This is a genomic window from Alkalimonas cellulosilytica (genome assembly GCF_036325985.1).
GTDB classification, from domain to species: domain Bacteria; phylum Pseudomonadota; class Gammaproteobacteria; order Enterobacterales; family Alteromonadaceae; genus Alkalimonas; species Alkalimonas cellulosilytica.
In genome coordinates this window covers 1-19358 of record NZ_JAUHLI010000007.1, presented here as the reverse complement: position 1 = coordinate 19358, position 19358 = coordinate 1, and the positions used below count along the sequence as shown (strand labels likewise).

The window sequence follows — 19358 nt, the reverse complement described above, 5'->3', positions numbered from 1 at the left end:
TTATGCCTGAGTTATCCCCAACTTATCCTCTGAAAGGCTCGTTTTTCCTCAGTTGTTGCTAATTTAATGACAGCCTGGTACCGGTTTTTTAATAGCCTTATTTAAGGTAATGTTCTTTATTTATTAGTAAAAAGTCTAAAAAAAATGCGTGCTCCGCACTTGCATTTTATGTGCTAACATGGATTTCTAATGTGTACTATGCTTTTAAGTTATTGATTGTATAGTTCAAATCACTAAGAATTCAGTTCGGCTGCAGATTGTAACTAGCTCTGGAGAGATAGATGCCCTCATCAACATTGATACATCCGGCTGCGGTTTTACCACCTTCCATGCAGGTCATTGAGGTAATGAATCCCGGAGCAAACAGCTGTCTTGTCACTGCGACCCGGTCGTTGCCTGCGCTGCTGCCGGGGCAGCTGCTGCTTAAAGTGCATGCTGCCGGAGTGAATCGTGCAGACTTGATGCAGCGTCGTGGCTTGTACCCGCCTCAACCCAATGAAAGCGATATTCTGGGGCTGGAAGCAAGTGGGGAGGTGGTGGCTGTGGCCGATGATCATCTTAGCCATTGGCTCGGGAAGTCGGTGATGGCATTGGTGCCGGGAGGTGGCTATGCCGAGTATGTTCGGGTAGATGCCTTGCATGTGATGCAGACGCCAAAGGGGTGGAGCATGCATCTGGCGGCAGCAGCACCGGAAGTTTTTTTGACCGCCTATCAATTGCTGTTTGAGCTGGGACAACTGGAAGCCGGACAGCGGGTTCTGTTACACGCCGGTGCCAGCGGTGTAGGGACTGCTGCCATCCAGTTGGCCAAAGCCTGCGGCGCTGAAGTAGCTGTGACCGTTGGAAACCAGAAAAAAGCCGATGCTTGCCTGGCACTGGGGGCGGATCTCGCCATTGATTACCGCCAACAGGATTTTGTTGCTGTGTTGTCGCAGCAATGGCCCACAGGCGTCAACCTGATATTGGATCCGGTAGCTGGTGATTATCTGGTAAAAGATGCCGCCTTGTTGGCGATGGACGCAAAAGTGGTAATCTATGCGTTAATGGGGGGACGTCAGACCGAGTTTGATATGGCTCCCTGGTTCAAAAAGCGTGCTCAGCTGCTGTTTTCTACCTTACGTAATCGCTCTGATCACTACAAAGCAGAGCTGGTCAGGCATCTGCAGGCTGACTTTGCTGCTGCATTTGCTGTTGGCCGGATTCAGCCTGTTATGCATAGTGTCTTGCCTTGGTCTGAGGCGGAGCAGGCTCATCAACTATTGGCGACCAACCAGAGTATTGGTAAGGTGGTATTGAATATCGCAAGCTCCACATTGGATGCTACACTATCGTCTGGCACAAGCTAAGGAACCGACCGCTATGAACTTGGGAAAAATCGCCAAGTCCAGTTACAGCAAAGCTGTACAATCCCTTATTCACAGAATCTATGATCAAACTGAAGTAAAAGACTCGCTGTACGAGCAAGCGCTGTTGTATTTTATCGATGCTGAAAAGCAACAAGAGCAGCAGACCGCTGCAGAACAGGAAGCGTATTTATTCCGTCAGCGTTTGCAGCAAACCAGTGGTGCGGATCAAGCTAAAGTTGAGCAACGGCTGCAGCAAGCTGAAAAAAATCTCAGCAGCATGAATCAGGGATTGGAAGAGCTGCGTCTGGCGCGGTTAACCCAGTTAAAAGAGCTGTGCTACACCATTCTGGAACTGGTGCAAGGCGATGATTTTGACGACACCAATTTATTGACGGCGAAGCTGCTGGGAACCATCCAATTGTTATCGCCAACGGAAGGCAGCAACATTGCCCGCAGCAATCAGAAAAGCAAACACCTGTACAAAGCTGTACTTGCCCTGCGTTTACTCGATCGTTTGTTGCTGGATGGGCAAATCACTAACAGCTATGTTCTCAAACGCTATCAGGAAGACAGCAGCCAGGAAATTGAAGTTACTGGTGGCCGCAGTTATCAGCCGTTTCGTGATGATGTGCAAATTCCTTTGATTATGGCCGCCCTGGTGCAGGATATTGGCCAGCAGCATCCGGATGCACAACGTATTCTCTGTGGTGAGGATGGCAGCCTGAATGAGTTTCGGGTGCTCGATAACCCTGAGCGGGTAGCCATGCTGCAAACCAATTACAAGGAGAGCTTAAAGTATCTGACCCAGGCGCTTGGTAAAGATCGTTACATTGGCAACAGCAAGGATGAGCGGGCCTGGTTTGAGCGCAATGAACAAGAGAAACTTGGCTTTATGGTGACCTTGCTAAAGAACTCTGTTAAGCCTGAGCAAGGTATTGGTAATTTATTGAAAATTCCGCAAATTTATACCTCGGTGGTGTTATCGACCAAGCAGAACTACAGTTACGAAACCTTGCCCAAAGTGGGTTTGGTGATTGATAAGGCGGTGGAAAAAGGCATGTGCAGCAAAGAGGCCGCCGATGCCCTGATGCAAATCACCGGTATTTTCCCGCAAGGTTACGGCATTACCTATATTCCTAAAGACTCCGACCGGCAGGATCTGGATCGTTATGAGTATGCCATCGTGACTTCCTTGTATCCACCCCACCCGAATGTGCCGGTGTGTCGGATGGTGACACGCAATTTGTCGTATCAGATTTCTGTGATGGGCTGCACAGTGCGGGTAGAAAACAATTTGTTTTTTCCGCAGGCACGAAAAAAACTGGAAAAGATCACACCAGAGCGGCTGAAAGAAATTTTAATGAAACTGGTATCGAACTTTGAAGAGCGCAAAGACATGGATCTGATCCCCAAGTGCTGGCATCCGGATGAGTACTTTGCCTATGCCCGCAACCAAAACTTGTGGAATAAAGCCATTAACCAAAACATCTAATCGCTCTTGTCCTGTTGCTGACGTTTTGCCAGTCGGGTAACGATGGTATCGGCGTCATCGTCCTCTGTGTTGTGCGCAGTTGTCTGTGTTTCAGAGCGGACGTTTTGCTCAGCAGCCAGGCTCTCAGTCTGGCTTTTTTCATCACCAGCTTCATGCTCAGAAATTTTTGTGTCGGTAGCTTCAGCTGCCGTCGTTTCTGCCGGTTCTGCTTGGGCCGCTTCATTCTGATTGGCGGGCTCCGTTGCATCGCTCGCCTCATTATGGTTGCTGTCTTGCTCGTCAACAGCAGCAGGCTCACTTGGTGGCGGTTCAGTTTTAGGTTCCAGCATCTGCTCTTGCACCATCTGTTCATCTACCCGTGGATCCAGAGCTGCGGCCAGAGGGGAGGAGAACACATCGCTTGATGCCATCACATAATCATCGGATAGTTGCGCTGCCACAATGCGGGCGGCTTGTTTCTGGCTGTAATTGACCCGCTGCAAGCGTAAAAACAATACAAAGCTGCACAACGCCATAAAGCCATACAGCATAAAGTTACCCAACATTTGCATCAAAGCCGATGCCAGTATGGGGCCAAAACAGGCTCCGACACCAAAGGTGAGTAGAATTACTGCTGAAAGCGAAACCCGCTCGTGCTGCTCTGCATGCTGATTGGCCAGAGCTGTTGCGATCGGGTAGAGCGAGAAGGCCAGAAAGCCAAAAAAGAAGGTAGCAAGCAGCAAAAAGCTGCCAGAAAGTGGCAATAAAGCAATCAGCAGCACTACCAGCGTAAGCAGCGCACTGTTGGTGCGCAGCAGCCGGCTACGTGGGATGCGGTCAGACAGCTTGCCCATCGGCCACTGCGCCAACAAGCCTGCGATGATGGTCACCGACATAAACAAGGCCACTTTCTCATTCGGCAGGCCGGTATTGCTGATGTAAGCCGGTGCCAGGCCGTAAAAGGCACCCACAATGATGCCGGCTACCGTGATGGTGGTCAGTGACTGCGGCATACGCCGCCAGAAAGTAGCGATTTGCAACGGTGCTGAATGCAAAGGTGCCGGATGGATGCGCCGGGTGATGCCTATTGGCACAATGGAGAGCGCAAAACCAATGGCTACCAGCAGTAAGGGCTCCAGGCCGAGCTCCGGGAAAGAGCCAATCACCAGTTGCCCCGCCACCATGCCAAAATAAGACACGATCATGTAACTGGCAAACACCGTGCCTCGCTGGTGGTTATCGGCCTGCTCATTCAGCCAGCTTTCCAGTACCATGTATTGGCACATCATGCCCATGCCGACCAAAAAGCGCAGCAGCAGCCAGAAGGTTAAATCAGGGATCAGCCCATGGCCAAGGGCTGATGCGGTGACCAGTCCGGCACTGGCAACAAAAGCGCGGATATGACCGACCCGGGCAATCAGTTTATGGCCAACTTTAGAGCCCAGCACCAGGCCCAGGTAATAAAAAGACATCAGGGCACCGATCCATAGCGGATCAACCTGCTCTTTGGCCAGAAACAGACCCAGGTAAGTGGTGAGCAAGCCGGCTCCCAGCACCATCAAAAAGGTGGAGAAATACAGGGAAGAAAAAGCCCTGAGGGTTCCGGTTTGCTGCATAACGACTCCCTGTTGCGATTGGGTTTATTTCACGCGCATGCCGGCGGTGGCACCACTGTCCGGGGATAAAATAAACAGATCACTGCCGCCAGGGCCTGCCGCCAGCACCATGCCCTCAGACAGGCCAAAGCGCATCTTGCGTGGTGCCAGGTTGGCCACCATCACGGTATAGCGGCCGATTAAATCCGCCGGCTCGTACGCTGACTTTATACCAGCAAAGACCTGGCGTGTTTCGTTGCCAATATCCAGCTCCAATCGGATTAGCTTATCAGCGCCTTCAACCGGCTCGGCGTGGGCAATACGTGCTACCCGTAAGTCAATCTTAGCAAAATCATCAATGCTGATGGTGTCGGCTATCGGTTCAATCGCTTGCACTGGCTTTGCCGTATCTGTTTTCGTGGCCGTCTTTGCCGGCGCAGTTTGTTCCGCTTGCGGTTGCAGGCTTTCTTTCGAGGCTTCCAGCATGGCGGCCACTTTTGCGGGCTCTACCCGTTGCATCAGTGCCTTAAAGGGTTCAATCCGATGACTGAGCAAGGCTTGCTGGTAATTGTGCCAGCCGAAATTATCCTGCAAAAATGCCTGAGATTGCGCGGTCATCTGTGGCAATACCGGGCTTAAATAGTGCATCAGCACCCGGAACAAGTTCAGTCCCATCGAGCAAACATCGTGGGCTTCCTGCTGCTTGCTGTCATCTTTGACCAGCACCCAGGGTGCTTTGGCATCGATGTACTGATTGGCCTTATCGGCCAGTGCCATAATATCGCGGATGGCGCGGGCGTAGTCGCGCTTTTCGTAATGGCTGGCAATGCGCTCACCGGCTTCTGTGAACTCGCTGAACAGCTCAGGCTCAGCCAGACTGCTGGCCAGGGTGCTGTCAAAACGCTTGGTGATAAAGCCGGCGCAGCGGCTGGCGATATTGACCACTTTGCCCACCAGATCAGCATTCACTTTTTGGGCAAAATCATCCAGGTTTAAATCCAGATCGGTGATGGCAGCGGTCAGTTTGGAGGCAAAGTAATAGCGCAGGTACTCCGGGTTTAAGTGATCCAGGTAAGTACGGGCTTTGATAAAGGTGCCCTTGGACTTGGACATCTTGGCACCATTGACGGTGACAAAGCCGTGCGCATAGACCGCATTCGGTTTACGAAAACCGGCACCTTCCAGCATGGCTGGCCAAAACAGGCTGTGGAAATAGATAATGTCTTTGCCAATAAAGTGGTAGACCTCAGCCGTCGAGTCTTTGGACCAGAACGTATCAAAATCGATGCCTTGTTGCTGGCACAAGGCTTTAAAACTGGCCAGGTAGCCGATAGGGGCATCCAGCCAGACGTAAAAGAACTTGTTGGGTGCACCCGGAATTTCAAAGCCAAAATAGGGGGCATCCCGGCTGATATCCCACATCTGCAAGCCATCGGTAAACCATTCCTGCAGCTTGTTGGCCATTTCTTCCTGCAACGAGCCGCTACGGGTCCAGTCTTTCAGCATCTGCTCAAAAGCAGGCAAATCAAAAAAGAAATGCTCGCTGTCTTTCAGCACCGGCGTAGCACCGGAAATCACCGAGCGTGGATTTTTCACATCCGTCGGACTGTAAGTGGCGCCGCAGACATCGCAGCTGTCGCCATTTTGATCCAGCGCACCGCACTTCGGGCAATCGCCTTTGATAAAACGATCTGGTAAAAACATTTGTTTTTCCGGGTCAAACAACTGGCTGATGGTTTTGCGCTTGATGTGACCTGCTGCATCCAGCCGCTGATAAATCAGGTTGGCCAGTTCCTGGTTCTCCGGGCTGTGGGTGGAGTGGTACTGATCAAAGGCAACGCCAAACTCCTGAAAGTCTGCCTGGTGCTCAATGCTGGTTTGGGCAATCATTTGCTCCGGGCTGATGCCTTGCTGTTGGGCCTTCAGCATGATGGGGGTGCCATGGGCATCGTCGGCACAGACATAGTAGCACTCATGGCCGCGACCTTTTTGAAAGCGCGACCAGATATCGGTCTGAATGTATTCCAGCAGGTGGCCAAGGTGGATTGGGCCATTGGCATAAGGCAAAGCACTGGTGATCAGGATCTGGCGTTTCGACATCGATGATAACTCTTGGCAAAATACAGGAAAATTAATGGATGGATGATACAATACCTGCGGCATAATCGCATCCCATTGGGAGCCGATACCGCCTAAAAAGTGCTTTGTTTTACAAAGTCACCCAAAGCAAGGCACAAAAAAGTAGAAAAGGAACAAGCTGCATGTTCAACTGGTTTTCTTCAAAGCGCCCAGGGCCCACGAATACAACCAAGCAAGCCAACAATGAGGCAACGCCACCGCCAGCCAGTGCTGAGCAGGCGCCAGCTGCAAGGAATACGGCCACGGCTTCTGCACCCCAAAACAGTGAACCGAACTATGCCTTTCAGCAGGTACGTCACCTGGTACTGGTTGCATCCGGCAAGGGGGGGGTGGGCAAGTCAACAACCGCGGTCAATTTAGCGATGGCACTGCAGGCTGAAGGGCTACGCACTGGCATTCTGGATGCAGATATTTATGGGCCATCTATTCCAATCATGTTGGGGCTTGAGCAGGCCAAAGCCGATAGCCCGGATGGCAAAACCATGTTGCCGCAGCAGATCGGTGGTTTGGCGGTGCAATCGATAGGTTTTTTGATTGCGCCGGAAAAAGCCACCGTCTGGCGAGGCCCTATGGCCAGCCAGGCTTTGTTGCAGCTGATCCACGAGACCCAATGGCCTGAACTGGATATCCTGATTGTCGATATGCCACCAGGCACCGGGGATATTCAACTGACTTTATCGCAAAAGCTGGCAGTCACCGGTGCGGTGATTGTGACCACTCCGCAAGATGTGGCACTGAGTGATGCACAAAAAGCCATTACCATGTTTGAGCAGGTGTCTATTCCGGTGCTCGGTTTGGTGGAAAATATGAGTTACTATCAATGCAGCGCCTGTGGCCATCAGGAGGCTATTTTTGGCACTGACGGCGGTAAGTTGTTGGCGCAGCGCTACCAGCTGCCGGTGCTGGCGCAGCTGCCGCTGCACAGCCGGGTTCGGCAGTGCGCTGATCAGGGGTTACCGCTGCTGCTAAGCGAGGATCCGGCCGATGATGCCCTGTGTTTGCCTTACCTGCAGATGGCGCAGCAATTGATAGAGCAACTGGCTGCACTGCCGGGCAAGCAGCAGAGCCCTGAAATCGTGTTTAGCGACGACTAGCTGATGAGACGATTAACAGCAATAATGACTGGCTGCAAAGGCCAAAACGATGGAAACCAAGCATGAGATTATGTGATCGTGATATAGAGCGCTATCTGGACGAAGGACGGATTTGCATCGAACCAAGGCCAGCGAAAGATATGATCAGCGGGGTCAGTGTCGATATTCGCCTGGGCAATAAGTTTCGGGTGTTTCAGGCCCATGCCGCGCCTTACATCGATTTAAGCGGGCCACGGGCCGCAGTTGATAAAGCACTGAACTCGGTGATGAGTGATGAAATTGAAATTGCCGACGATGGTGTTTTTATTCTGCACCCCGCCGAGCTCGCTTTGGCAGTTACCTTGGAGTCAGTGACTTTACCGGCAGATATTGTCGGTTGGCTGGATGGACGTTCTTCATTGGCGCGGCTTGGTTTGATGGTGCATGTTACCGCGCACCGGATTGATCCGGGTTGGTCTGGCAATATCGTGCTGGAGTTTTACAACAGCGGCAAATTGCCGTTGGCACTGCGGCCGAATATGAAGATTGGCGCCCTGAATTTTGAGCTGATGACCGGCGAAGCCGAGCGGCCTTACAACAAGCGGGACGACGCTAAATACAAACAGCAAACGGGTGCTGTGGCCAGCCGGATTGGTGAAGACGACAAGCGCGTGGCTTTCTAGGTTCTGTTTAAAGCAGGATGCAGAAAGTAAAAAGCCCATGCAGAGCATGGGCCAAAAGATAAGCAATAAAGCAAAAATGAAGCGTGATGATTATGCAATAAAACTGCATAGTCTGGCAAGTGGCCAGGTGAAAAATACTTTGCATTTTAACGCATATTTTTGCAACCGGTCGCAGTCAGCGTATACAGTAACTGCTAACAGCAAGTAATCGCAGGAGCTTTCAATGAAACTTTTTGGATCCATCCCATCCCCGTATGTGCGCCGTATCCGTATGCTGTTGGCGGATAGATCGTACGAGTTCGTTAATCTGAATATTTTCTCTGAGCAAGATCGGGCGACACTGATCCGGCTAAACCCCACTCGCAAAATTCCTATGCTGGTGGATCAGGAACAGGTGATTTTCGATTCGAATCTTATCTACCGCTATTTGTGCCAAAAGCTGGCGTTGCCGGCTTTGAGCTGGCCGCAAGAGAATCAGATCATTCTGATCAATGCTGCCAATGACTCATTGGTCGAGCTGCTGATTTGCCAGCGTTCAGGCTTTGACACCAACGACGACAAACTATTCTTTAACCTGCAGCGCGAGCGGGTGGGTGAGGTGCTGGCAGTGCTGGAGCAACAGGTGCAAGCAGATGCGTTCAGTGACTGGAATTACGCCGCCATTTGTCTGTATTGCTTACTGGATTGGATCGCCTTTCGCAACCTCTGGCCAATGGATGCATTCCCAGCCCTTACCCAATTTGTCAGTGCCAACCAGCACCAGCCAGGCGTTGCCAGCAGCGATCCGCGACTGGCAGGCTGAAGCTGCCTAAAATTGCTGCAGTCAGCCGCTGCAGCATTGATTTTCCCCCGATAATCCGTATGATAGGCGCTAAGTCGGTACGTGGCGCAGCTTGGTAGCGCACTGTCATGGGGTGTCAGGGGTCGGAGGTTCAAATCCTCTCGTACCGACCAACTAATTCAATATATATCAGCGATTTAGCAGCTTAGCTAAATCGCTGATACGCTATAAAACTCCTCTGTTTCATTCTGTATAGCACTCATCTAGCACCTGAATTTCAACTTTTTTCCACAACTTGAAATTTTTTTTCGTAGAACCATAAATAATTCTATCTGTAGATCAGTAAATAGATCATGCAGTTTAGCTGTGTCGTTCCCGCACTTAGCCGCCCTTACTACTTGCAGATAACTGTGAATAACATCCAATTCATGCTATCAGCCGAATAGTCATCGGTGAAATAGGGCGATTTTGATGGGGTAGAAGCCTTCTGTGGCTGGTAACTGAGCAGTAGCCACGCGAAACCGTGCCGTAGCAGCCTGAATTTAGGGCTAATCTGGTAGTAGGGGGGCAGTGAGGTAAAGAAGAGGCGTTATTTGAGCAGTTTTGCTATGTAGCTGAGTTTTTGGCTTACTGCGATGATCAGTTTTTCTACGGATGGATACGCGTCACGGCCATTTTGCTGAACCAGGCGTTTAGCAATCTGCTGTCGTTTCTGATCCACGCTCAGGCCGCTAAGCTTTTGTCCCAACTGCTTCCACTTTGCGATTTTCAGCTGCTGTTCTCTGGCGGATAAAGCATTATTAAAATGACGTTTAATCAGCATGGCCTTATCAGGCCTTGCCGACAAATTCTGGTTTGCCTGATTTTGAGCATTCAGCAGTTCATCCTCTCGAATGCCAATCCACAGAAAAAATCTTGCCGTTAGCATTATAAACTTGGGCAAATAATGGCGGCTATTCGGCGGTCGGAAATTCTCCGTTATGATAAAGCCCAGCTTTTCCAACAGTTTGATTAACCGACTGGCACGGCTAATCGAAATATTGCCAGCCTTGGATGTAGTTGTTATTCCGCAGTCATTACTCAAACGCTCTACACTGGCTCTGACCGTCAGATCGGCTACGTTGACGTAGTGCAGCATGGCAATAGCAACTTGTTGCATGCAATCACGAAGAATCTTTTTAAATCTTCGCTTCCGTCCGATGGCGGCCTTATTCAGCAGGTAAAATCCCTCCCACCGGCCCAGGTCTTTTGTGCGAGCATAGTTAATGCACTTTTTCTGAAAGGCTGTTCTGGGCTTATGGTGGCTCGGAGCTTTAAATAATGGTGCAGGGTTTTTCGCTACCGGCATTAGTTAAACTCCGTTTCAGGAAATTTCTGCAACCATTTGATGAACTCTGTTCTCAGATACAACCTCTTGCGTTTGCCAAGCCGCATATATGGTGGGGCCAGGCGGCGCACTTCGTCGTTATCGATACCATTGAGCAGGTATTTCCGCTGGGTGCAGATCCTGTTTTGTAACGTTCGTTTCGTAAACCGCAATGCATACGCAACTTCGGCATCATCCATCAGGTCGGTGTGTTGTGACGGCATAGTAGGTACTCCCATGAGAAACTATGAGCCACAATGGTAACCAGAGAACGCAGACAATTTCTCCGAAAAACCCCTGTGAGTTTGAAGGGGTTTTTAGGTTCCTTTTGTCGGGACGGAATGGCAAAAAATTTGGCATGCCAAATTTTTTCAGGTGATCGGAGCGATCTGAAGGTTTGATAAAATTATTTGTTCAGATACGGCAGGCGATAGATAACCAAGGTATGCTGTATGTGAATCATAGACTTGGAAGCATAAATGACATTACCTAAAGAGAATCCGACGAGCTTTTGTAGAGCCTTCATACAGCGAGAACTGAACGATTATCGGGAAAAGAAAATTCATATGCCGCATTGGCCGGTCATGGAGCGCATGATTGATAGAGCTGATGAGTTAAAGTTACCATTTGAAGAAATCATAGCGAGTTTTGGCTATTCTGACTGCCTAAGTGAGCCGATTGGGAATTCTGCTGTCTGGCTTATTTTAGAGCATATTTGGCTTTCCTCAGATTTTCAGAAGGCTCAAATTACAGATTCACGGGCTGCACTCAAAGAAATACTTGGCTTGCAAAGTGATATTGTTACCTTGGCAAGAAAACTGGCAGAAAAACTAAGACGCCAAAGTGAAATTTATGAGAGTTCAGGCTTTACGCGTGCAGATTATCAAGGTATTGGGGAGCTAATAGACCAGGCAAGCAGTGATAACCACCTATATAAGTTGTATATTCAGCCTGAACTAAGCCGATTGACAGGTCAGTTTGATCTGAAATACTGGCCGACCAGATCAGATCTTGTTGAGGCAATTGCGACATTTGAAGAAGCACAGCCAGAGCCAAAGCATTACGATTTACCAGAACAAGTGATTCAAGGAAGAGCTTCAGATATTAAAGATTTTGTTCTGGCCTTTGATGGGAAATTTGATGCTATCGATAATGACCTACCCAGAGATTTTGAGTTTAGCCATAATGCTTTAGCTGACATTATGAACATCGTGTTAGATGTTCCCTATGATCAGATGGTTACAGGGGATGCTGTACGTAATACGCGACACAAGAATAAAAAATCTTTGGTTAAATTGAGTAATTTTTAGCCTAAAAATTTGGTGCTTAAATGAATAAAATAACTTTAACTCAGAAGGCTCTGATTGTAATTGCTGTGCTGGTTGCATACTGGGTATGTTTCTTGCTTTTAAAACATAGCTATATAACGAGCTCTGCGTTTGTTACGTTAATAGTTGCCGCAACGGTTGTCAGTCTTACATTAGCGTTTGCACCGTATATACAAGAAGTATCGATTGCTGGGAATATTATTAAGCTGAGAGAAGCCAAAGCAGAGGCTGATAAGGCATTAGAGGGTTTAAAGCATGCTCGTGTTTCGATGTTGGTTGCTACCTTATCTTCGTTGAGGAGATCTGAACTTAGAATTGAAGAACAGTTAAAACAGGAAGATGACCGGATAGGCCAATTTTTATCTCTTTTTGATACGAACCAGGATCTTTTGAAAAGTAATAGTGTTGCTTATGAATTTCGAGCTGGTGCAAATGAGTTTATGAAAGTGTGCTTGGATAAAATTTATGAAAATTTTCCTATGGTTTTTGAAGAAGTGGCTGGCCTTCAGTTTACCCCAGCAATACTTGAAGAAAGGCTAATTAGCAAATATCAGCATGCGATTTCTAGCTCAAGGGAGTTACCTTTGCCATTCGTCGAATATAGAAAGCTGAGTGGTATTATAGATAGGCTTGGTACTATAAAGTGAGAGTATAGATATAAAACCTATATGTTTTGGTCTACAGGTAAAAACTATTTATCCCCCCTTTTAATTTTTATTTGATTTACAAAATAATGATATATTTTTTAATAGAATATTGTCCTATCAGTAGGAGCACCGTCTGAGTCTATTAAATTTGGTAGAAAAACAGTTTCTGACCTGAATATCACCCTGTGATCTTTATCAACTTGAGTTGGTATGTACGGTAGGAAATCCCTAATAACCTCCAAGTGAGGGTGTTGTAGCCGCCGATTCGATGGATCTGATGAAAACACACTCAAGACAGGAGACAGCTTTTTGGCTAACCCATCATGCCAACTGTGTTTTGATCCATGGTGCATTACTTGCAAGCAACCAATATCGTTAAGTCGGGTTGTGCCAATATACTGGGCGAGATTGTTCAACCGTTTATGTGTGTTTAAGTAGCCATCTCCAGTGAATAATACTGACGGTTGTTGGGTCTTTATGTATTTGGACTTTAAGCATGATGCTAGACCAGCGTCATTCAATCTATATCTGTAAAATTCTAAATCGCTGCATAATACTGTTTCATTTATTGGACCAGTATAAAGGAAAAGAGAAATCATATTCCTAGCTATGCTGTCACTCCCAAAGCGTTTGTCATAGTAACTCTTGAGTTTTGATAATGCAGACTTTTTATCGGTTGTGGTGCTTGACTGATTTAAGAGGATTTCTTTTTCTTTCTCTACTTGAGTTTTAAAAGAACGACTGACTGTGCTCAAAAGTGCATCGTTGTATGGAACGAACTCAAACACTTGGTTTAGAATTAATCTACCACCTTGCTTTAAGGTATGGATGGTTAAATTATCCCGTGCGATCGTAGAGGCTTTATTCAGATCAGCGAGCAACATCTCAGGCCAGTTTGTTCTTGTTTCACTTAAATCATTTGCTGAAGATTCTATGATCTCAGTTTTCTCGTCATGGTCAGCTGGGACAAAAATTATATTATGAACTTTTATCTTTGGATGAGACGTTAGATAGGCGACAGGATCTAGAATGAAGTGCATATAACGGCTACCAATGCTGATGCCCTCTGAAAATGCAATTACTAGTTTTTGTGAGAGTGAAATAGCTGGCAGCATCAGGATTCGAGTAGGGTGGTGTTCAAGCAACTCGATAAGGCCGCTAATATGATCTTTGTCGAAGTGTGATATGACGACTAAGTCCAAGGTCTTAACACTTTTTTTGTAGCTAGATATGGCGTTTGATAAAAACTTTTTAGAGCTGCTGGTACCGCAGTCATATACATAATGAAATGTTTCTCCATTGCCGTAAGACGATACTGTACCTGTGGAAAACAATCCCTGGCCAACTGGATGAAATTCAACAGTGTGAGCTGCCATATAATCACCTGATCAATAAGTAAGCAGCACGCAGCGCTGCACAAGTAGCTTTTACTTTACAGATAAAATCAATAACAGTAAATTTTCAATCTAAAGTCATAAGGGAGGCATCACGAGCAATGGCCTCCCTCTTTAACTGGCTCCGCCAGACGCTGTGTACAACGCCATTAAAACGGCTGTACACAGCGTCTGGCGGAGCATAGAGCACCTAAAGCGCAGATTTTTAATTGCAGATTGCAACGAAAATCCAAAGCCGCTAAACTTAAAACGTAACTCGGGCTTACGCCCAAATCAAAACAGGCGCTTCTGGCTGCCTTCAATATGTCACCCTTCAGGGCAATCACGTAAATCCTCATATCTAACGCGTTTAATTGCTGCGTTTTCCTATTGCATTTTCGGCGAGATCAGTCCGGCCGGTTTTTTACTAAAACGAACAGGGGCGAATAGGCTTAATTGCCGCTGAACTGGTTGTTTCCAGTCAGTAGTTCTTACAACTCTATTCCCTGGAAGGTGATGCAATGACAAAATTTGATGTTGAAACAGAGCTGGCCAAGTTGAAAAAAGAAACCCGTGATCGCCACCAAATGCGGTTTAAAAACTCAAAGCTAAACTTATATCGCGGCGAGCTTGTAGACTTGCGTAATCACGGAGCCTCTATTGCTGAGCTGCAGCGTTGGCTTAAAAGCAAAAAAATCTCTGTGGCCTGGACTACGGTTAAACGCTGGCTAGACAACCATGGCTAAATTTGCCAAACCTGAAAAGCAAGCTGCAGCTGTGATGAAACAGCTGCAGGGCTCTGTTATCAAGTCTGTAGGTACTGTTCGTAATTTTGAGCAGGCGCTAACCACCGTTTCAAACTATTGTCGGCAAATGAAGCTGCCAAGTCTTCGAGCGATGAAGGTAGATGATGCGATTACTTACTTGGAGCTGCGCGGTCAGTTAGTAGGCCAGAAAGCACTGGATCTGGAACGACAGGCGCTGCAAAAAATGATGCATCACGTTAGTAAGGTGCTACCAGAAAACCAGCGCTTGCCAGTTATTAAATCAGAACAACAACAAGTGTTGAAATCCCGTGCTTACACTGACAGACAAGTCGAGATGGTTGCATCTAAACAGCAAGCCTCAAATGCTTTAGCAACCCAAATAAGCTACGCAGCTGGTTTACGAGCACATGAGCTGTTTACTTTGGCTCGTTATGATGAACGGTCAGCTGATAATCGCCCGGCCAATAGTCACAAGTGGACTGGGCGGTCCGGTACACTTTATACGGTGCAAGGGAAGGGCGGTTTGATACGCCAGGTATTGTTGCCAGCCAATTTAGCAACCGAGCTAGAACTGCACCGTAGGGCACAACCTGTTACTGTTCGTGACCGTGATATCAATTATTTAAGCCGGTATAACATTGCTGGTGGCCAGCGTTGGTCTAATTCATTCAGCGCAGCATCAAAGCGCGCTCTCGATTGGTCTCGCGGCGCACATGGTTTGCGCCACAGCTATGCACAGCAACGGATGTATGAACTGCAAATGCAGGGTCTAACTCGAGGTATTGCGCTGGAAACTGTCTCACAAGAAATGGGGCATTTTCGGCCTGAAATCACTGAGACTTATCTGAGATAAAATTTGGCATGCCAAATTTTCATTAGAAGTAATGTTCAGGGTAGCTTACCAATTTTGTTTTATTAGAGCGAAGCGGGCATTAATACTTCAAACACCGGCTTGCTGGAAATGACAGCTTTCTTTGAGTAAAAAAGTGATCGCTTCGCGAAGTCCGCTAGTTTTGCCCTTGATTTACAACAAGCTCAACACACCGAAGAGGCAACATAAGACGATTGAGCTAGGCGCTTAGCCTTGCTTCAATTCTCTAATTTCCTCCCTAAAGCGTTTGGGCGAGTCAGCGCAGTAGCCTGATAAAAGCTCAGAATCTGCCTCGAATGCAGGTAAGTTTTTAGCGAGCATTATGTATTCGGGAAGCATTCCATATTTATCATCAATTCGTCTGAACGTAAGAGTATCTCTTCGGTCATCGTGAGCAACAAGCTTCAGTTTAGCTACGGGCTCCATTAGATTATTCTTGAGTTTTTTTACGTAAAACGTTCTATTTGAAAAGATAGAAAACAATGTAGGCTCAGAGCTCTGTATTGCAATAACCCATGTCAGTGGGAGTGCGTCGCAAATATCTTTACTGAGAATTTCACCTGATACTTCATCGTGCTCGTTTACATTGAGCGTAACTATCAGTAATGGTTGACTATGACCCAACCCTAGTTCTCCGGCTCCGAGCAAATACTCACTATTCGTGGACCAGTTCCCCGCCAGCAAGTCCCCATCATATAGATAAACTTTCTTAAACTCTTTGTAGGAGCCCGGGATGCTGGAAATATTATCTAAAAATCCACTAAAGTTAGTTAAAAAACCTAGCATAAAAACCGCAGCATACTTTAAAAACGATGGAATCTTTTTATTCATTTTATCTCCATGAATGCGCCTACTTTGATGCTATTTCTTTTGCAACGCATACAAAATGCGGTGAGCATTAGTTAGTTCGGTGGCGTCAGCAGCTAACTTTTTCTTTGTTATAAAAGAAGTTAATCCTTTGACCTAGTAATCTCATGAAGCTCCACACATTCGTAAGCTTGAGCATAGAGTTTGCAAACCCTTGTCCATTGGTGATTCCTGTAAAACGCTAACACAATGCTTTTTACGGTTTGATATCCGATATTGAATTTTTCTCTTAGTTCATGCTCAAATTCGTGCCAATTCGGTTCCTTACTAGATTCAAGCTGCCTGTCATATTTCTCAAAGATATCATGCGCTGAGTCTAAGTCCTTTGCATTCCAATTCATTGAAATTACAAGTGCAGTAATTGGATTGCTTGTGTGATCAATTGTTTCCCCAATTAGGCTAATTTGAAACTTTATTTTTTCAATTTCTTTTTCTATATCAGTCATTTTTGTCACCATATTCAAGATTGCTGATTCGTTCTTTACACATGGATATGGAATCTTGAATTAGAGTGTGCATATCCGATACAAATCGCCTTTTTTTGCTAACGTCATGTGTGCTCTGAAAGTTTCTAAGCTTTTCCTGCGATGCAATGATTTGATTCCTTATGTCTGTATCAGGCCCATTCAGATGAAGAAGATTGAGCGATTTATCAATGTATGACTGAATGTCGTCTGCTATACTTATCATGCTTTTACCGCGATTTAATTGTTGCACTTGGGATAAGAGTTTTCTCCCCTCATCCTGAGCTCGCCTCAGCAATTCGCCAACCTCAGATAAATGGATCTTTCTTAGATCGAAGGCGATTTGATCACGATAGGCCTTTACCTTCGATGCTTGCCAAAGGGTGACTACAGTACCAATTGCGGTAAGAACGGTGCCACCAATTGTAATGATCAATGCCAAATTATCACTCTCCATTTTCTTCGATGTCTCCAGTTCCATCACTGCTTATAACTATCGTTACCGACGAAATGACACCGTAAGGTTGATGAATACCAGAGCATTTGCCTGTCTCATCATCAACCCACAGGTGCGTGATGTTTGGAAACGCTTCCGGATTGATCGGAACTTTCGCGTTCAGATTGTGGAACATTACGATGCTGTCGGACCAAGCCTCTTCATAATCTTCAGCGTCAACATCAAAGGTAAATTTTTTTGGTTTCAGAGCATTGGGCTCAGGGTCAAACATTAGACCTTGTCTAACCATCTTTACTTTTTTGCTGCCAAGGCCTGCTAACTTACCCATTCGGTTAAACTTTGTAATGGTCGCTGCATTACTGAAGAGAACCGCACTGATATTTTCAGCATCGGGCTGAGCGAAGAAGTTTGACGGAATTATCTTGCCATTCCATTCGTGTTGTTCGATACGCTCGACTATGGGAAAGCCGTGTCCATAGTCATCTTCACCAATACGAGTGCGATATCCATATAGATACTCGGACAGACCAACGCGAGACCATGTCATAGACCCTGGCATGTGGTAATCATGAATTGCTAGGATGAGCGGCTTACCTTTTACGTGCTCTCGTTCCCAGTACTTCTTTTGTAGCTTTGAATAAAGTGAGCTGCCGAACTTTATCGGAAGATAATCATCTGCGAGCTTGATCGCATCTTCATTGGTTTTGGGCGGTTCGGCATCGGGGCGTCGAGGGTCTTGCCCAGGATTTACGGTGACAGCTTCAATACAGAATTCATCACCAAATCTTGATATATGGAAGTCGGGTGACGGGTTCCCGTGGACGAATTCAAAGCCTTCGTCGTAAAGATATACGTATAGATAAAGCTCCCACAGACGCGCGTCGAACCCGTTTGTCTGAAACTCCTTTATGTAATGACCGTCAGGATCCTTATAGCTGTACACAATCTCCCTAATTAAATTTCTCGCAGCTTCAAACCGAGGCTCCGAAATCAATACCCGAAAATATGGATGCAGATCGTCATCTACAACTACCGGAACGAAAATTTCGTATGGTGCTTCTTTTTCATCACCTTGAGGATAGACCTCTTGACCATCGTCCTCATATTTTTTAACGGCAGCCCGCAAGAACTCTTCGGCCTGTTCTTGGGTGGCTGAAAATTCGGGGCTTACCTCTACGCAGCGAAACAACTTCCGTAGGTCTCGCGCCAGAATTACATAGCCATAATCAGAATCCGTGATATCGAAGGTAACAGCTGCAAGGATTTTTCGATCAAATGCTTCAAACCACGCCACTTCGTTTGCTATCACTCGGATTAATGGCTGCCGGGCATAGCAATACGCATCGAACTGTCTACGTGTTATTTTTCGCACTTGGCCTCCATGAAAACATCGCGCCGTTTTCACCGACTTGTTCGGTGCAACGCATTGTTATTAATGATTTTGATCTTCATCTAAATCATCAACATCTTTTAAAAGACGCTCTTGATGAAGCCACTTATCCAAGTGGTAATCAAATGGCTCTCTAATATATCTTAGCGGCCCCATTCCTGGTCTCATCTCACTAAGTGCATCTACTATGATTTCCCGCGTATCCTCAGGTAGCTCCATAAACGCCTCCCACTCTAAAGATAAACTGTGGAAAAAATCTGGAGAAGTTCTTAGTTCAAAAAATGTACGGTCAGTTTTGATTAAAAACATTCTCGGTCGTGGCCCAAAATTTCGCTTCTGGTAAAGAAATTCCTCGGGCATTTCTGCTGCATCTATGATTTTCTCGATTTCGGCATAATGGAGCAGTTCATCCCAAGGATGATGCCCTTTTGTTAGGAATTTGTGATCTTTTAGGCCTAGTGATCTGACGAAATCGATCAACCTTCTAAATCTTACTACTCCTCTTGCAACATCTCTTTCATTAGTTGTTCCGATCGATGTAAGAATAGCCGTCTTCAAATCCTCAAACTGCTCCGTTAGATTATCTAAACGTTTTGCTTCAAACGCTTTATTTCTCTGTTCTTGAATTAATTTTTGAAATAAAGAAGACCATTGTCTTCTTAATGTGTCTTCAATGTCTTGAAGTTTGGAAAATGTGAAAACGCTATTGCCTCTAGCCCTATGCCTAAGAAAATTAATAA

Annotated in this window: 18 protein-coding genes, 1 tRNA gene and 1 pseudogene; 10 read left to right on the top strand and 10 right to left on the bottom strand. The window is 46.6% G+C overall.

Annotated elements, in window-relative coordinates; all coding sequences use genetic code 11:
* Positions 1 to 281: 281 nt before the first annotated feature.
* Positions 282 to 1346, top strand: a complete 1065-nt coding sequence (locus QWY20_RS08150) for an NAD(P)H-quinone oxidoreductase (protein ID WP_330128525.1) — start codon at positions 282 to 284, stop codon at positions 1344 to 1346.
* Positions 1347 to 1359: 13 nt separating this feature from the next.
* Entirely contained in the window at positions 1360 to 2838 is a 1479-nt protein-coding gene (locus QWY20_RS08145) for a hypothetical protein (RefSeq protein WP_330128524.1), read from the top strand.
* On the opposite strand, the gene QWY20_RS08140 is transcribed toward QWY20_RS08145, so the two are convergent.
* Both QWY20_RS08140 and metG read right to left on the bottom strand, forming a co-directional pair.
* On the bottom strand, positions 2835 to 4433 hold the full coding sequence (locus QWY20_RS08140) for an MFS transporter (protein WP_330128523.1): 1599 nt from the start codon (positions 4431 to 4433) through the stop codon (positions 2835 to 2837). The genes QWY20_RS08145 and QWY20_RS08140 overlap by 4 nt on opposite strands.
* A 24-nt stretch (positions 4434 to 4457) precedes the next feature.
* Entirely contained in the window at positions 4458 to 6512 is a 2055-nt protein-coding gene (gene metG, locus QWY20_RS08135) for a methionine--tRNA ligase (protein ID WP_330128522.1), read from the bottom strand.
* 161 nt (positions 6513 to 6673) lie between these two features.
* Between metG and apbC the strand changes: the two genes are divergently transcribed.
* From apbC to QWY20_RS08115, 4 genes are all read left to right on the top strand, one after another.
* Entirely contained in the window at positions 6674 to 7645 is a 972-nt protein-coding gene (apbC, locus tag QWY20_RS08130) for an iron-sulfur cluster carrier protein ApbC (RefSeq protein ID WP_330128521.1), read from the top strand.
* A gap of 62 nt (positions 7646 to 7707) precedes the next feature.
* Entirely contained in the window at positions 7708 to 8307 is a 600-nt protein-coding gene (dcd, locus tag QWY20_RS08125; protein ID WP_330128520.1) for a dCTP deaminase, read from the top strand.
* A gap of 223 nt (positions 8308 to 8530) precedes the next feature.
* Entirely contained in the window at positions 8531 to 9109 is a 579-nt protein-coding gene (locus QWY20_RS08120; protein ID WP_330128519.1) for a glutathione S-transferase family protein, read from the top strand.
* A gap of 75 nt (positions 9110 to 9184) precedes the next feature.
* Positions 9185 to 9261, top strand: a tRNA-Pro gene (locus QWY20_RS08115).
* Positions 9262 to 9677: 416 nt separating this feature from the next.
* Here the strand turns inward: QWY20_RS08115 and repA are convergent.
* Together repA and QWY20_RS08105 are read right to left on the bottom strand one after the other, a co-directional pair.
* Positions 9678 to 10436, bottom strand: coding sequence for a plasmid replication initiator RepA (gene repA, locus QWY20_RS08110; RefSeq protein WP_330128518.1), 759 nt, complete (start codon positions 10434 to 10436; stop codon positions 9678 to 9680).
* Positions 10436 to 10678 carry a hypothetical protein gene (locus tag QWY20_RS08105; protein ID WP_330128517.1) on the bottom strand — a complete coding sequence of 81 codons (243 nt, stop codon included), beginning with the start codon at positions 10676 to 10678 and terminating at the stop codon, positions 10436 to 10438. Before QWY20_RS08105 ends, repA begins: the two co-directional genes overlap by 1 nt.
* A gap of 255 nt (positions 10679 to 10933) precedes the next feature.
* On the opposite strand from QWY20_RS08105, the gene QWY20_RS08100 reads away from it, so the two are divergent.
* Together QWY20_RS08100 and QWY20_RS08095 are read left to right on the top strand one after the other, a co-directional pair.
* Entirely contained in the window at positions 10934 to 11764 is an 831-nt protein-coding gene (locus QWY20_RS08100; protein WP_330128516.1) for a hypothetical protein, read from the top strand.
* A 20-nt stretch (positions 11765 to 11784) separates the two neighbouring features.
* Positions 11785 to 12429: a hypothetical protein gene (locus QWY20_RS08095; RefSeq protein WP_330128515.1), complete on the top strand. Its 645-nt coding sequence runs from the start codon at positions 11785 to 11787 to the stop codon at positions 12427 to 12429.
* A gap of 98 nt (positions 12430 to 12527) precedes the next feature.
* Here QWY20_RS08095 and QWY20_RS08090 read toward each other — a convergent pair whose 3' ends face one another.
* Positions 12528 to 13805 (bottom strand): MBL fold metallo-hydrolase, encoded by a 1278-nt coding sequence (locus QWY20_RS08090; protein WP_330128514.1) that lies wholly within the window; start codon positions 13803 to 13805, stop codon positions 12528 to 12530.
* A gap of 518 nt (positions 13806 to 14323) precedes the next feature.
* Here QWY20_RS08090 and QWY20_RS08085 point away from each other — a divergent pair.
* Both QWY20_RS08085 and QWY20_RS08080 read left to right on the top strand, forming a co-directional pair.
* The gene (locus QWY20_RS08085) at positions 14324 to 14548 is read left to right on the top strand and encodes a hypothetical protein (protein WP_330128513.1); all 225 of its coding nucleotides are present in this window, start codon (positions 14324 to 14326) and stop codon (positions 14546 to 14548) included.
* Positions 14541 to 15422, top strand: coding sequence for a site-specific integrase (locus tag QWY20_RS08080; protein WP_330128512.1), 882 nt, complete (start codon positions 14541 to 14543; stop codon positions 15420 to 15422). Before QWY20_RS08085 ends, QWY20_RS08080 begins: the two co-directional genes overlap by 8 nt.
* Positions 15423 to 15647: 225 nt before the next feature.
* On the opposite strand, the gene QWY20_RS08075 is transcribed toward QWY20_RS08080, so the two are convergent.
* The 5 genes and pseudogenes from QWY20_RS08075 to QWY20_RS08055 all read right to left on the bottom strand — a co-directional run.
* The gene (locus QWY20_RS08075; RefSeq protein ID WP_330128511.1) at positions 15648 to 16271 is read right to left on the bottom strand and encodes a hypothetical protein; all 624 of its coding nucleotides are present in this window, start codon (positions 16269 to 16271) and stop codon (positions 15648 to 15650) included.
* A 119-nt stretch (positions 16272 to 16390) separates the two neighbouring features.
* The gene (locus QWY20_RS08070) at positions 16391 to 16753 is read right to left on the bottom strand and encodes a DUF1878 family protein (protein ID WP_330128510.1); all 363 of its coding nucleotides are present in this window, start codon (positions 16751 to 16753) and stop codon (positions 16391 to 16393) included.
* On the bottom strand, positions 16746 to 17213 hold the full coding sequence (locus QWY20_RS08065) for a hypothetical protein (protein ID WP_330128509.1): 468 nt from the start codon (positions 17211 to 17213) through the stop codon (positions 16746 to 16748). Before QWY20_RS08065 ends, QWY20_RS08070 begins: the two co-directional genes overlap by 8 nt.
* A 4-nt stretch (positions 17214 to 17217) precedes the next feature.
* Positions 17218 to 18600 (bottom strand): hypothetical protein, encoded by a 1383-nt coding sequence (locus QWY20_RS08060; protein ID WP_330128508.1) that lies wholly within the window; start codon positions 18598 to 18600, stop codon positions 17218 to 17220.
* 60 nt (positions 18601 to 18660) lie between these two features.
* Positions 18661 to 19358: pseudogene (locus QWY20_RS08055) on the bottom strand (DUF4062 domain-containing protein); the annotation flags it as partial.